Raw genomic sequence first — 13,228 nt, 5'->3', positions numbered from 1 at the left:
GGAGCAGCCAGCGTGGCCCCAGCAGTTGGCCAAGCTGTCCGCCAAGATAGGCCTGCCTATGGGACCGACATGTGAGGCTTGATGTTGGCCCTAGGTGTACTAACCCGGTTGGTTGGTGACGCGGCTGGCGGGTGAGGCGCCTTTGAGTGCGGTGTGGGGCCTGGCCTGATTGTAGTGCTCGATGAAGTCCTGGTAGCAGGCTTGGCGTTCGATTTCTCAGAGGAAGGGCCGGGCGTAGGCCCACTCTTCCAGGAGGATGCGGTCGAAGCGTTCTACTTTTCCGTTCGTCTGGGGCCGGTAGGGTCTGGTGCGTTTGTGGCGGATCCCGGCATCGGCCAAGACCCGGGCGAAGGCTTTGGACCGGTAGCAGGAGCCGTTATCGGTTAGCACCCGCTGGATCTTCACCCCTTGGGCGGAGAATGCGGCGATCGCGTTTCGCATGAAGGCTGCCGCAGGTCCTAGGAGGAACACCGGAAATAATCGAGAATGCCGCTGAAATCGCGATGGAACACAACCTAGGCCTCACCTGTGACCCCATTGGCGGTCTGGTCCAGGTACCCTGCATCGAATCGTCAGAATTGGTACTAGTTCCCCTTTACTAACGATTTGAAGAAGCAGGTCTTAGACCCCAACGTAACGCTTCACGCCCCAGACTCCGCTGCCACGGGCAAGTTGCCGCTGCTGGTCGGATGGCGCGTGCAAGACGTGCGCGCTTAAGTGCTGGCGGTAATCGAGCAGAAGGGCTGCGTGGTCCGCAGAAAACCGAAACGCGCCACGGATAAGGGCCCTCTGGCCCGGGCAACGGGCCCTGCTACTACACCTTGCAGCCCCAATGCGTCAAGCTTTGTCAACACTCAGTGAAGAAAAAGCTTCTGACCTGCGGAAACACTGTGCCCGAGGTGGGACTCGAACTGCCTTCTGGCCCTTGCAAACCCCGGGAGCTCCCGAAAACATAAGCAATCCGAGTCAATCCGGCACCTGTACAACCCAGTCCGGAGCCCAAAGTGTGGACAATGTCCACACCTTCTTTTTGCCATTTTCCAGCTCCAAAAGGGGCGTTTGGAGGGGGCTTTCCCGTTGTGACGAAACGTGCGTTATCGGCGTTCAGCAAGCAGAGAGAAGTAGGGCCGTCCAATCCCCTGGCACCGGCCAAATTCGCGCGCCTGGCCACGACGCCCCTGCTTTTCAGCGGTCTGTAGGTGACATCCCCGAACCGCAGACGCAGGGTTTGTCCGGATTTGGGCACCCGCAGGCGTCCCGTGGGTCATGAACGCCGTTCCCTAGCGGCCAAAGCCGCATTCGCTCTCAAGCAGGCGCTCACTCATGCCGTCCCGCGCAGCCTCCCACGTTTATCCGAACATCCCTGTATGTGATGTGGCTCATGGAAAATACTTGACAAGTTTGTACAATCTTTTCCATACTGGAGGGGAAGGGTTTCAACGAAGCAACTGGAGGACCTATGCCGGCAAAACTGACGGACGTCGCTAAGCTCGCGGGCGTCTCGCTCGCCACGGCGTCACGGGCGTTCGGCGATCCCGGCCGGCTCGCTGCCGAAACGCGGCAGAAGGTCATGGACGCTGCTGCCCAGCTTGGCTACGACGTCCCGGGACTGAGCGGCAGCCGGACCTTTGGTGTCGTGGTCCCGGACATCTCCAACGCTGTGTTCGCGGCGCTCATCAAGGCGATCCAGGACCAGGCCTGGCACGGCCGTCACCGGATGGTCCTGGCCGACACCGGCGAGTCCTCCGCCCGAGAGCGCGACCACCTCGTGGCCCTTGCCACCGGGGTGGACGGCATCATCCTTTGCTCTCCGCGGCTCCCGTCGGACCAGATCCACAACCTGGCCGGCAACGCTCCGCTCGTGGTGATCAACGGCGAGGCTGACCAAGCGGCCCGTGTACTGATGGAGGCTGGCGAGGGGATCCGGCAGGCTGTTGAGCACCTGCACGCCCTTGGCCACCGCAAGCTGGCCTACATTCCCGGTCCGGCCTCTTCATGGGCCAACGGCCAGCGGCTTGCCGCCATCACGCGCCTTTGTGACGAGTGGGGCATGGAACTGATCACCGTGGGCAACCAGAACGCCACGGTCGACGGCGGCCTGGCCGCCGCCGCTTCGGTGGTTGCCAGTGGTGCCACCGCCGCCATCGCCTACAACGACCTCGTGGCCATCGGCATGCTCGCCGGCGCCCGGACGCTCGGCTACCACTGCCCGGAAGACATCAGCGTCGTGGGCATCGACGACCTCGACATCGCCGCCGCCGCCGAACCCGGACTCACATCCGTCCGGGTCCCCATCAGCCGCAGTGGCTCACTCGCCCTCGAACTCCTCCTCGAACAGATCGCTGGCAAGCACACCGCCACAGAAGCCGTCCACCTCAACTCACAGCTCATCGTGCGCGGCTCGACATTCGCCGCACGCACCGCCGACCACACCCTGTAGGGAAAGTAACCATGAGAATCGTCATCGCAGACTCCAACCTGATGCCCCAGCGGGCCATCTTCGAAGCGGCGCTGCCGGAAGGGACCGTCACGTCCTGGCATGACAGCTGGAACGAACACTCCGTCCTGACCGATCTAAAGGACGCCGACGTCTACGTGGGGCCGAAGTTCACCGCCGCCATGGGCGCCGATGCACGGAACCTCCGGCTGGTGCACGTTGCCGGCGCCGGCTACGACGGCATCGACGCCGACGCCCTGCCCGCCGGAGCCGTCTGCGCCAACACCTTCCACCACGAAGGCTCCATCGCCGAGCACATTGCCACCGTGCTCGTGGCCCTGCGCCGCAACCTACTGGGCCAGGACGCGGCCCTGCGCACCGGAGTCTGGTCCTCCTCGGTCTACTCGCCCGAGATCCGCCAGCCCGAAACACTGCGCGGCGCCGTGGTGACGTTCCTCGGCTTCGGCCACATCGGCAGCGCCGCCTGGAAACTGCTGCAGGCCTTCGGCGCGGAAGGCATTGCCATTACCCGCAGCGGATCCGTCAACGCACAAGAGAACTCGCTGCGCTGGACGGGCACCACGGACCGCCTGGGCGAGGCGCTCAGCGAATCCGACGTGCTGGTGGTCAGCATCCCGCTCGACGCCGGAACCACCTCCCTGATCGGCGCAGCCGAACTGGACGACCTAGGACCCGACGGCCAGCTGGTCAACGTCGCCCGCGGCCCCGTCGTCGACGAAACCGCACTCTACGAGGCACTGAAAGACCGGCGGATCGCCGGCGCCGCTATTGACGTCTGGTACCAGTACCCTGGCACCGACGGCCGCGGTGAGCCCTCCACGCTGCCGTTCGGCCGGCTCGACAACGTCATCATGACTCCCCACTCCTCCGGCGTGACCGCCGAAACCTTCCGCGGCCGCGCCCGCGAGATCGCCGAAAACATAACCCGACTGTCCACGAACCAGCCCCTGAAGAATGTAGTGATTTCCCGATGACCCGAAAAATCGTCGACGTCGACGTCCTCGTCACCAGCCCCAGCCGCAATTTCGTCACCCTGAAGATCACCACCGACGACGGCATCGTCGGCTGGGGAGACGCCACCCTGAACGGCCGCGAACTCTCCGTCGCCAGCTACCTCCGCGATCACCTCGCCCCCGCCCTGCTGGGCCGCGACGCGGACCGGATCGAAGACACCTGGCAGTACTTCTACCGCGGTGCCTACTGGCGGCGCGGGCCCGTGACCATGGCCGCGATCGGGGCGATCGACCTGGCGCTGTGGGATATCAAGGGCAAGGCCCTGGACGTCCCCGTCTACCAACTGCTGGGCGGCGCCGCACGCGAGAAGATCCTCACCTACACCCACGCCACAGGCTGGGACCTCCCCCAGTTGCTGGACTCCGTGGACCAGCGCCGCGAACAGGGCTTCCGGGCCGTCCGCGCCCAGTCCGGCGTCCCCGGCCTGGACAAGGTCTACGGTGTCACCAAGGGCGCCACGAGCTACGAACCGGCCGGCCGCGGGGCCGGACCCGTTGAAGAAGATTGGGACACCTCGGCCTACCTGCGCCACGCCCCCAAGGTCCTTGCAGCCGTGCGTGAGCACGTGGGCCCTGAACTGAAACTGCTCCACGACGTCCACCACCGGCTCAACCCCACCGAAGCCGCCCGTCTGGCCAGGTCCTTGGAAGACGTCGACCTGTTCTGGCTCGAAGACGTTACGCCGTCTGAAAACCAGCGGCTGCTGCGCACCCTGCGCCAGCAGACCACCATCCCCCTGGCCATCGGCGAAGTCTTCAACACCATCTGGGACTGTGAACTGCTCATCACCGAACGGCTCATTGATTTCATTCGCACAGCCGTCGTTCACGCCGGAGGCATCTCCCACGTCCGCAAAATCCTGGCGCTGGCTGAGGTCTACCAGATCAAGGGTGCCCCGCACGGGCCCTCGGACGTCTCCCCGATCAATCTCTCCGCATCCCTCCACCTCGGGCTGGCGACCACCAACTTCGCTATTCAGGAGTACATGGGCTACGACCCGCTGGTGTCCGAAGTCTTCCAATCGAGCTTCCGCTTCGAGGACGGCTACCTCCACCCCGGAGAAGAACCCGGCCTCGGAGTCCACGTGGACGAAGCAGCAGCAGCCCGGTTCCCCTACAAACAGGCGTATCTGCCCATCGCCCGCGAGCTCGACGGCTCCATGAAGGACTGGTAAAAACATGAACCCCTCCAGCATCCCGCAGCTCTCCGCTTCCCTCCCGGGAATCCTGCGACGAAACGCTGCCCCGGCCCCCGGTATCGTCCACCTCGGACTGGGCAACTTCCACCGCGCCCACCAGGCCGTCTACACCGACGCCGCCGTCACCGCGGCCGGCGGGGACTGGGGCATCATCGGTGTTTCGAGCCGCTCATCCGCGGTTCCGGACGCCATGCACACCCAGGACATGCTCTACACAGTGGTAGAGATTTCGCCGGAAGGTTCAAGGTTCTCGGTCCCGCGGGTCCACAGCGACGCGTTCACGGCAGCGAACAATCCGGACCGTGTGCTTCAGGTCATCGGCGACGCCGCGACGCGCATCGTCTCCCTGACGGTGACTGAAAACGGTTACCACTACACCCCGGCCACGGGCTCCTTGAACCTGCAGGACCCGGCCATCCGCCACGACCTCGAAAACGCAGGTACTCCCCGGACACCCATCGGACAAATCGTCCGCGGCCTGCAGCACAGGGCCAGCACCCATGCACAGCCGGTGACAATCCTCAGCTGCGACAACCTTGCCGATAACGGCCACCACACTGAGCGGCTGATCAGGGAGTTTGCCTCACAGCTCTCCCCCGCTGAGGCCACCGAAACACTGGCTTTCATTGACACCTGCACCAGTTTTCCGTCCTCCATGGTGGACCGTATCGTGCCGGCAACAACAGAGCACTACCGCAACCTTGTCTCAGATAAGGCCGGGTACACCGATCGCATCCCCGTGCCGGCCGAGCCCTTCACGATGTGGATCGTTGAAGACAACTTCATTGCCGGACGCCCGGCCTGGGAAGCCGGCGGTGCCGTGTTCTCCAATGACGTCGCCGGCTACGAACAGCTCAAAGTCCGGCTGCTCAACGGCACCCATTCCCTGATCGCCTACCTCGGTGCCCTCTCCGGTGCTGTCACCATTCCCGATTCCGTCGCCCACACCCACATCGAACTGGCGGCCCGCTCGGTGCTGAGGAACGAATACCTTCCCAGCGTCTCGGTACCGGCCGGCGTGGACATTGACGCCTACGAAGAACAGCTCTTTTCCCGCTGGCGGAACACCGCGCTGGGTCACCGGACCAGCCAGGTCGGCTCCGATGGATCGGTAAAACTTCGTCAGCGCGTCCCGCTTCCGGCGCTGCAGATGCTGGAAACAGGGCAGATGCCGCACCTGCTGGCACTGACCACAGCTGCCTACCTGACCTGCATCGCGCCGCTGAACGGGTTCGACCCCGGCCCGCAGGCCGCTGCCATGGAAGACCCGGCCCGGGCGCTGCTTTCCACACTGGCGGCCCAGTCCCATTCCGGCCCGGACCTGGCCGAGCGGGTGCTCGCCGAACATCACCTCCTCGGTGAGGAGCTGGCGGGCCAGACCGGCTTCATCAAGCGCACGGGCGAGCTCATCGACACCCTCCACACCCATGGACCCATCGCCGCGATCGCCGATGCCGGCACGCCCTCACACCCTTACGCAGCCACCCGGAGCACACCATGACCAGCCAAATCCTTGCCCCTGAAGCCCAGACTGAACTCCCCACGACCACCGACGCAGCCGTCCTCCGTGCAACCCTGGACATCCGGATCGAAAACAAACCCCTGCCGCCGCTTGGCCCCAGGGATGTTCTGGTGGAGATGCGCTCCGGCGGCATCTGCGGCTCAGACATGCACTACTACGCGGACGGTCGTAACGGCACCAACATCCTGACCCAACCCACAGTGCTGGGACATGAAGGCGCGGGAGTCATCATCGCCGCGGGGCCGCAGGCCAGCCTGGCCACGGGTACCGCCGTCGTTATCGAACCGGCCCTCCCCTGCCGTGACTGCCCCACCTGTCTCTCGGGCCGGTACAACCTCTGCCCGTCCGGTACCTGCTTCGGCTCACCCCCAACAGATGGGCTCTTCGCCCGCCACGTCGTGGTCCCCGAAGCTGCCCTCCATGTGTTGCCCGACGCGATCCCGGCCGAAATCGGAGCAGCCATCGAACCGCTCGCAGTTGCTGTCTGGGCTGTCGAACGGGCCCAGGTCCAGCCCGGACACCGGGTGCTCATCACCGGCGCCGGTCCCATCGGTCTGCTAGTGTCCCAGGTGGCAGCCGCCAAGGGGGCAGCGGAGATCGTGCTGACTGACGTGAACGATGACCGGCTCGCCGTTGCCGGCACGTTCGGGGCAACCCGCACCATCAACACCGCCACGGCTCCCCTGGACCTGGAAAACATGGACCGCCTGATCGAGTGCTCCGGCAACACGCTCGCCTTGGCCAGCGGCATCCGCACCCTGGCGCCGGCCGCCCGCGCCACGGTGGTGGGCCAGGCCAGGCCAACCGTGGACGGGATCCCGCTCGGATTCCTCCAGCGCTACGAAATCGACCTCGTCACCGCCTTCCGCTACGCCCATGCCTTTCCCACCGCGATCAGACTCGCTGCATCAGGAGCAGTAGACCTGGCAGCCGTCGTCACCAGCACTTACCCGCTCGAAGAGGCCGCGACCGCGCTCACGGCCCCTGTAACCGACCCCACCAACCTGAAAGTCCTCATCACCTACTGACTTCCATAGGGTCCCCGCGCTGAAGGCGTGCGCGGACCCTACATACAGAAGCATCCATTCAAAGGAGTATGGAAATGACCACAGCAGCACACGTTCCCCATCAGGAACCTGACCAAAGCAAGGTCCGCAAAGCAGCCCTTGCCGGCCTCATCGGCACCACGCTGGAACTATATGACTTCGTTATCTACGGGACAGCGGCTGCCCTTGTGTTCGGCCAGCTGTTCTTCCCCAACGAATCCCCGGCCGTCGCCATGATCGCCAGCTTCAGCACGTTTGCCGTGGGCTTCCTGGCCCGTCCCCTCGGCGGCATTTTCTTCTCACATTACGGGGACCGCCTCGGCCGCAAGTGGGTCCTGGTGACCACCTTGCTGATCATGGGCGGCGCGACACTGCTCATCGGCCTGTTGCCCACGTACGAACAGATCGGTGTTTGGGCTCCGATCCTCCTTGTCCTCTGCCGTGCAGGCCAGGGCTTCGGTGCCGGCGCCGAGCAATCAGGTGGCGCCACCTTGCTGACTGAATCCGCCCGTCTCGGGACCCGGGGCAAGATGGCATCGCTGATCATGGTCGGTGCCGCAGCAGGAACCGCCCTCGGCGCACTCGTCTGGATGGCTGCCCAGGCACTCGCCCCGGACGACATGATGAACTGGGGCTGGAGGCTCGTCTTCCTCTCCAGCATCTTCGTCACCATCGCGGCAATGATCATTCGGCGCAAGCTTGACGAGTCCCCGGTCTTCGAAGAAATTAAGCGGACCCGTGAAGAACCCCCCGCTCCACTCAGGGAGGTTGCGAAGTTCGGCAAGGCCAACGTCCTTCGCGTCACGATGATGACGTTCGGCGTCAGCGCACAGTCCTACACCATCCAGGTATTCATGGCGACCTACCTGATCTCAGTAGTCGGAACAGACCCCAAATTCATCCCTCAGGTACTCCTGATCGGTGCACTTTGCGGCGGCGTGGCAGCAGTTGCTTTCGGAATGCTGTCAGACAAGATCGGCCGCCGGCGCGTCGTCTCGATCATCACCGGAGCGCTAGTGCTCTTCCCCGCACCGGCCTTCATGCTTCTCACCACCGGGTCGCCCGTGGCCATCATCCTGGTGATGGTAGTCGGCTTCATGCTGGCCTGCCAGGGCGTCGTGGGCGTACACATGAGCTACTTCCCGGAAATCTTCGGCAGCCGCTACCGCTACGCCGGCGTCACCCTCGGCCGCGAATTCGCCTCAATCATCGGCGGTGGCGTTGCCCCGATGATCTGCGCCGGGCTCCTGGCACTCTTCAGCAACTCCTGGATCCCTGTTGCCATCTACATGTCCCTGGTCATGCTCGTCAGCTTCATCGCAACCAGGATGACGCCGGAAACCCTCAACCGCGACCTCACGGACCCCGAGGATGCCCAGTGGAACAACAAGGCCACCGCAGAGAACGCAGCCACGTCAGAAATGACGGCCGCGCAGCACGCCAAGTAAATCGTTCGCACAGCCCGACGGCGGCGGCATCCGCCGCCGTCGGGCACCGTTTTTCCCCGCCTGACCACTAAAGGAACCTCCATGCAGCGCCTCGATGACCAAGGCACCTTCTTCCGCCCGGCCCCGTCCGCGATCCTCGACACCACCCGGGTCGTGGCGGTCCTCCGCGCCGCTCATGCCTCCAACTATGCTCCCGTCATTGAGGCTCTGCAGCGCGGCGGCGTGCTGAGCATCGAACTGACCCTCAGCACGCCAGGAGTCTGGGATGAACTGCCCCTCCTCCAGGAAAGGTTCGGGGACGCACTCGAAATCGGCGTCGGGACCGTCACCGCAGCAGCTGAAGCGGAAATTGCCCTTGACCTTGGCGCAGCCTATCTCGTTACCCCTGTGACCGACCCGGACGTCATCACGGCCTGTGTCCGCCGCGATGTCCCCGTCTACCCCGGCGGCCTGACGCCCACCGAACTCCATACCGGATGGAAACTTGGCGCCACCGCCGTCAAGGTCTTCCCGGCCTCCACCGTTGGCCCCGGCTATGTTTCCCAGCTCCGCGGCCCGTTCCCTGACATCCAGGTCATCCCGTCCGGTGGAGTGAACATTGAAGACGTTCCGGGCTGGATCAGGGCAGGAGCCCTTGCAGTGAGCCTGGGCGGGCCCTTACTGGGGGACGCCTTCAAAGGCGGAGACCTGCACGAACTCACCTCCAGGGCCCGGCTCGTCCGCGAACTGGTGGACAAAACCGCAGACGAACTTGGTGCCAGCCAGTGAACGCAGCGCAGTATGTCCTTACCTTCGGTGAAACCATGGCGCTGATGCGCGCTGACCAAGTCGGTCCCCTCGCCCATGCCTCCACCCTCAGCCTTGGCATCGGGGGCTCGGAATCCAATGTCGCCATTGGCCTTCAGCGGCTCGGCGTGCAGGCCGTCTGGTGCGGACGTGTCGGCTCGGACTCACTGGGGAATCTGGTCGAACGCGAGATCCGCGCCGAAGGCGTCGATGTCCGCATCGCCGTCGACCCTGCCGCCCCCACCGGGCTCATGATCAAAGAACGCAGGACTCCGTCCACCCAACGAGTCAACTACTACCGGGCAGGCAGCGCCGGATCCGGCATCAAACCCGAAGACATCAACGAACAACTCATCACAAACGCCGCCCTGCTGCACGTCAGCGGCATCACCCCCGCACTCTCCCCTCAAGCGGAGGCGACCCTTAAATACGCGGTGGAAACAGCAAAAACCAACAACGTAATGGTTTCCTTCGACCTAAACTTCCGCGGAAACCTTTGGTCACCAGAGAAAGCGGGCAGCCTCTACCACGACATCATTCCGTTTGCAGACATCGTCTTTGCCGGCGATGACGAAGCCGCAATAGCAGTAGGCCCAGGTGAACCCGAAGAGCTGGCCCGGCGAATAGCTGCGCTCGGGCCAAGCCAGGCTGTCATCAAACTCGGCGCGGACGGCGCCCTGGCCCTGATCAATGGCACGACATTCCGACAGGAAGCCGTCCCGGTAGACGCTGTAGACACCGTAGGCGCCGGAGACGCCTTCGTCGCCGGCTACCTCGCCGAACTCATCACGGGCAGCGGACCACAACACAGGCTCAAGACAGCCACAGCAACAGGAGCGTTCGCATGCCTCGTCCCAGGCGACTGGGAAGGCTTCCCCCGCCGCCACGAACTCCAGATACTCCAAACCCGCGAGCCCGTAAGCCGCTAACGGCTACGCCGGCGCTCCCCGGGTGTCGTCCCGAGAACAGAAAATGACAACCAAGGCGCTGTACCCCGAACCATGGAGAACACGATGACCCCGACGAGCGCGAACCAAGATCACCTGTTTGTTGGCGCCTATGCTGCTGCGCCAAGTCTTTCCGGATGGAATCCCAACGACGAAGAGAGGTTCCTGGCTTCTGTCTTTGCCTTAGATGGCGTTGGCGGGTTGGAAGTGCCGTTCACCGACAAACTGCACAAGTACGACGAGGCATGGTTCCTGCGGCAGCTCCCCGAGCACGCCCAATTTGTAGTGACAACCATACCCGGGACAATGTCGCGGCTGGAGGCCGACAAGGGTTTTGGTCTAGCCTCCACTTCCGAATCCGGGCGAAGGGCAGCCCTTGATTTTGTCAAGGAAGCACTGGAAGCAGTCAAGCGGCTGAACCACCAGATGGGGAAACCCTCGGTTGTTGCACTGGAACTACACGCCGCCCCCGTGGCTTTTGGAAGCGCCGCTACCGCTGCTGCCCTGGAAGCCTCTCTAATAGAAATCTCCTCCTGGGACACACACGGCGCCCGCCTCGTCCTGGAACATTGCGACGCACTCATGCCCGGACAGAACCCAGCCAAAGGCTTCCTTACCCTGGAACTCGAAGCGCAGGCAGTCAAAGAGGCTAATGACGCCACAGGCAACCCGATGAGTATGGTCATCAACTGGGGCAGGTCCGTCATCGAACAGCGGCGACCAGAAGCAGCACAGGAGCAAATCGCCTTCCTTCGCAGTTGTGACCTCCTGGGCGGCGTTGTATTCTCCGGATGCGCCGACGTGGACACCAAATTCGGCATAGCCTGGGGCGATGTCCATGTCCCCCCAGCCCCCGTTACGGCCACTGATACCTGGGTCCCACAGGGCACCAACACGGACCAGACTCTCTTTGAGCCCGCCTCACTCCTGACCGCTGGCCACATCAAATCCTGCCTCCAAGCCGCCGGCCCACTGCCGGAGACAGGCTTCCGAGCCATCAAGGTCGCAGCACCCCCCAACGCCAGCGTGGACCAAAAGGTGACGGTCATATCCCAGAGCCTCACCGCCGTACGTCAAGCGGCAACGGACATATCAGAAACTGCGGTGGCCCCGACAACCCACTGATGCCGCACCTGCAGGATCTGACTCGGCATGAAAGGGAACAACCACCCGGTGCGTGATCGTCCCGTCCAATGGCTACGAAGTGAGGACTGACGATGAACTGTAAGGCTTCGGCAGAGAAGGGATCCACGGCATACTCCTCTGCCGGCACTTGATAGGGACTCTTCCCATCTGTCCTGATCAGGACCGAGACTGTCGAGGCGACCCCAATAGACAGAAGTTGGAACTAAGAGATGAAGAAGGCTATAAGCCTGCTGGACCAACGCGAATGGGATGCGGTTGAATTCGGCAAACAGGACAAACATACACAAGGTACTCACAGCAAGTACCTTTCGTGCATCTCCTGCGAAGCACGTGTTAGGTTCAACCCCGGCTCAGTGAAACGACGAGCCACCTTCGCAGCCCGTCACACAGCGAATTGCGTGCTGAAGCGCGCGTCGTGGAGTGCATTCCAATACCTCACCTAGCGGCAGTTGGCGACACGCATCGCAGCCAGCGGCTTGCGAGACTCCACCTGGACCAGTCTCAGGTTGAAGCACACCCCAACCTGACGCCAGGGCCATTCACAACCGCTTAAAAGACCAGTCTCGGGTCAAACGATGGTGATGCGGTTGGTGACGGCGTCTGCAAAATCGCTGGTGCCGGCGGTGCCGCCGAGGTCCTTGGTGGTGGTGCCGTCCAGGACTGTTGCTTCGATGGCTTTTTCGACAAGTTCGGCCGCTTGGAGGACTTTGGCGTCGTTGAATTGGGCACCGAGCCAGCGCAGCAGCATGGCGGAGGAGAGGATCATCGCGATGGGGTTTGCGATGTTCTTCCCGGCGATGTCCGGGGCGGAGCCGTGTGAGGCCTGGGCCATGGCGTGGGTGTTGGAGGAGTTGATTGACGGGGCGATGCCCAGGGAGCCAGCGATTTCCCCGGCGAGGTCCGAGAGGATGTCGCCGAACATGTTCTCTGTGACGATGACGTCGAACTTGTTCGCGCGGCGGACCAGGTGCACGGTCATCGCGTCGATGTGGAAGTCGTTCACGGCCACGTCCGGGTACCCGATGGCCGCCTCGCGGCAGACGTCTCGGAACAGGCCGGTGGTTAGTTTCAGGACGTTTGCTTTGTGAACGATGGTCAGCTGTTTGGTGCGGGACTGGGCGAGCTGGAATGCGGCGTGGGCGATGCGTTCGGTAGCCCCGCGGGTGATGATGCCGTGCATGATCGCAACGTCTGGGGTGGGCATGAATTCGCCGGTGCCGGCGTACGTGTTGCGGTCCGCGTAGAAGCCTTCGGTGTTTTCGCGCACGATGACCAGATCGGTGCCTTCGACGATGGCGTTGCCGCCGGGGAAGGCTTTGGCGGGGCGGATGTTGGCGAACAGGCCAAAGTGCTTGCGGATGGTCCCTGAGGGGTTCAACTCGGACCTGTGCGGCTCGGGGTAGGAGGCGCTGTCGTGCGGTCCCAGGAGCCAGCCGTCGACGTTGTTCAGCGCTGCGAGGGTTTCTTCCGGAACGGCGCTACCGTGGGCGTCGATCGCGGTTTTCCCCAGCGGGAGTTCGGTCCAGGCGATGGCGGGGGCGCCGGCGGCGGCCATCGCCGCGTCCAGGATTTTCACTGCGGCCGGCACGATCTCCGGGCCGATGCCGTCGCCGTTCAGGACGGCCAGCTGGTACTGCTTGGATTCAGGCACAGTGATTCCTTC

Annotated in this window: 10 protein-coding genes and 2 pseudogenes; 10 read left to right on the top strand and 2 right to left on the bottom strand. The window is 63.6% G+C overall.

All coding sequences use genetic code 11. From position 1 onward, the window contains the following. Nucleotides 1–99: 99 nt before the first annotated feature. Nucleotides 100–441, bottom strand: a pseudogene (locus tag ACIP9X_RS17030) (integrase core domain-containing protein). A gap of 5 nt (nucleotides 442–446) precedes the next feature. Between ACIP9X_RS17030 and ACIP9X_RS17025 the strand changes: the two are divergent. The 10 genes and pseudogenes from ACIP9X_RS17025 to ACIP9X_RS16980 form a co-directional block, all read left to right on the top strand. Continuing rightward, a pseudogene (locus ACIP9X_RS17025) lies at nucleotides 447–581 on the top strand (L-serine ammonia-lyase, iron-sulfur-dependent, subunit alpha); the annotation flags it as partial. Nucleotides 582–1,459: 878 nt separating this feature from the next. Continuing rightward, nucleotides 1,460–2,440 carry a LacI family DNA-binding transcriptional regulator gene (locus ACIP9X_RS17020; protein ID WP_400480938.1) on the top strand — a complete coding sequence of 327 codons (981 nt, stop codon included), beginning with the start codon at nucleotides 1,460–1,462 and terminating at the stop codon, nucleotides 2,438–2,440. Nucleotides 2,441–2,451: 11 nt separating this feature from the next. Beyond that, on the top strand, nucleotides 2,452–3,432 hold the full coding sequence (locus ACIP9X_RS17015) for a 2-hydroxyacid dehydrogenase (RefSeq protein ID WP_400480937.1): 981 nt from the start codon (nucleotides 2,452–2,454) through the stop codon (nucleotides 3,430–3,432). Beyond that, nucleotides 3,429–4,646, top strand: a complete 1,218-nt coding sequence (gene manD / locus ACIP9X_RS17010) for a D-mannonate dehydratase ManD (protein WP_400480936.1) — start codon at nucleotides 3,429–3,431, stop codon at nucleotides 4,644–4,646. Before ACIP9X_RS17015 ends, manD begins: the two co-directional genes overlap by 4 nt. Nucleotides 4,647–4,650: 4 nt before the next feature. Next, complete coding sequence (locus tag ACIP9X_RS17005) at nucleotides 4,651–6,171, top strand: mannitol dehydrogenase family protein (protein WP_400480935.1); 1,521 nt, start codon at nucleotides 4,651–4,653, stop codon at nucleotides 6,169–6,171. Continuing rightward, nucleotides 6,168–7,220 carry an NAD(P)-dependent alcohol dehydrogenase gene (locus ACIP9X_RS17000; protein ID WP_400480934.1) on the top strand — a complete coding sequence of 351 codons (1,053 nt, stop codon included), beginning with the start codon at nucleotides 6,168–6,170 and terminating at the stop codon, nucleotides 7,218–7,220. Before ACIP9X_RS17005 ends, ACIP9X_RS17000 begins: the two co-directional genes overlap by 4 nt. 74 nt (nucleotides 7,221–7,294) lie before the next feature. Beyond that, the gene (locus ACIP9X_RS16995; RefSeq protein ID WP_400480933.1) at nucleotides 7,295–8,686 is read left to right on the top strand and encodes an MFS transporter; all 1,392 of its coding nucleotides are present in this window, start codon (nucleotides 7,295–7,297) and stop codon (nucleotides 8,684–8,686) included. Nucleotides 8,687–8,767: 81 nt separating this feature from the next. Beyond that, a complete protein-coding gene (locus ACIP9X_RS16990) occupies nucleotides 8,768–9,454 on the top strand; it encodes a bifunctional 4-hydroxy-2-oxoglutarate aldolase/2-dehydro-3-deoxy-phosphogluconate aldolase (protein ID WP_400480932.1) in 687 nt (228 codons plus the stop codon). After that, nucleotides 9,451–10,401 carry a sugar kinase gene (locus tag ACIP9X_RS16985; RefSeq protein ID WP_400480931.1) on the top strand — a complete coding sequence of 317 codons (951 nt, stop codon included), beginning with the start codon at nucleotides 9,451–9,453 and terminating at the stop codon, nucleotides 10,399–10,401. The genes ACIP9X_RS16990 and ACIP9X_RS16985 overlap by 4 nt, the downstream gene beginning before the upstream one ends. An 84-nt stretch (nucleotides 10,402–10,485) precedes the next feature. Continuing rightward, nucleotides 10,486–11,544, top strand: coding sequence for a DUF4862 family protein (locus ACIP9X_RS16980; RefSeq protein ID WP_400480930.1), 1,059 nt, complete (start codon nucleotides 10,486–10,488; stop codon nucleotides 11,542–11,544). Nucleotides 11,545–12,133: 589 nt separating this feature from the next. Here the strand turns inward: ACIP9X_RS16980 and ACIP9X_RS16975 are convergent. Next, a complete protein-coding gene (locus ACIP9X_RS16975; RefSeq protein ID WP_400480929.1) occupies nucleotides 12,134–13,216 on the bottom strand; it encodes an isocitrate/isopropylmalate dehydrogenase family protein in 1,083 nt (360 codons plus the stop codon). Nucleotides 13,217–13,228 lie beyond the last annotated feature (12 nt).

Origin of the sequence: Arthrobacter sp. NPDC093125, from assembly GCF_044754225.1 — a bacterium.
GTDB lineage: Bacteria > Actinomycetota > Actinomycetes > Actinomycetales > Micrococcaceae > Arthrobacter.
Note: the sequence above shows the minus strand (reverse complement) of the source record. Positions and strands in the feature narration are given on the sequence as shown.

Bases quoted from the DNA above. Each gene is read 5' to 3' on its own strand.
- ACIP9X_RS17020 (WP_400480938.1), top strand. From the start codon at position 1,460: ATGCCGGCAAAACTGACGGACGTCGCTAAGCTCGCGGGCGTCTCGCTC.
- manD (WP_400480936.1), top strand. From the start codon at position 3,429: ATGACCCGAAAAATCGTCGACGTCGACGTCCTCGTCACCAGCCCCAGC.
- ACIP9X_RS17015 (WP_400480937.1), top strand. From the start codon at position 2,452: ATGAGAATCGTCATCGCAGACTCCAACCTGATGCCCCAGCGGGCCATC.
- ACIP9X_RS16995 (WP_400480933.1), top strand. From the start codon at position 7,295: ATGACCACAGCAGCACACGTTCCCCATCAGGAACCTGACCAAAGCAAG.
- ACIP9X_RS17000 (WP_400480934.1), top strand. From the start codon at position 6,168: ATGACCAGCCAAATCCTTGCCCCTGAAGCCCAGACTGAACTCCCCACG.
- ACIP9X_RS16990 (WP_400480932.1), top strand. From the start codon at position 8,768: ATGCAGCGCCTCGATGACCAAGGCACCTTCTTCCGCCCGGCCCCGTCC.
- ACIP9X_RS16980 (WP_400480930.1), top strand. From the start codon at position 10,486: ATGACCCCGACGAGCGCGAACCAAGATCACCTGTTTGTTGGCGCCTAT.
- ACIP9X_RS17005 (WP_400480935.1), top strand. From the start codon at position 4,651: ATGAACCCCTCCAGCATCCCGCAGCTCTCCGCTTCCCTCCCGGGAATC.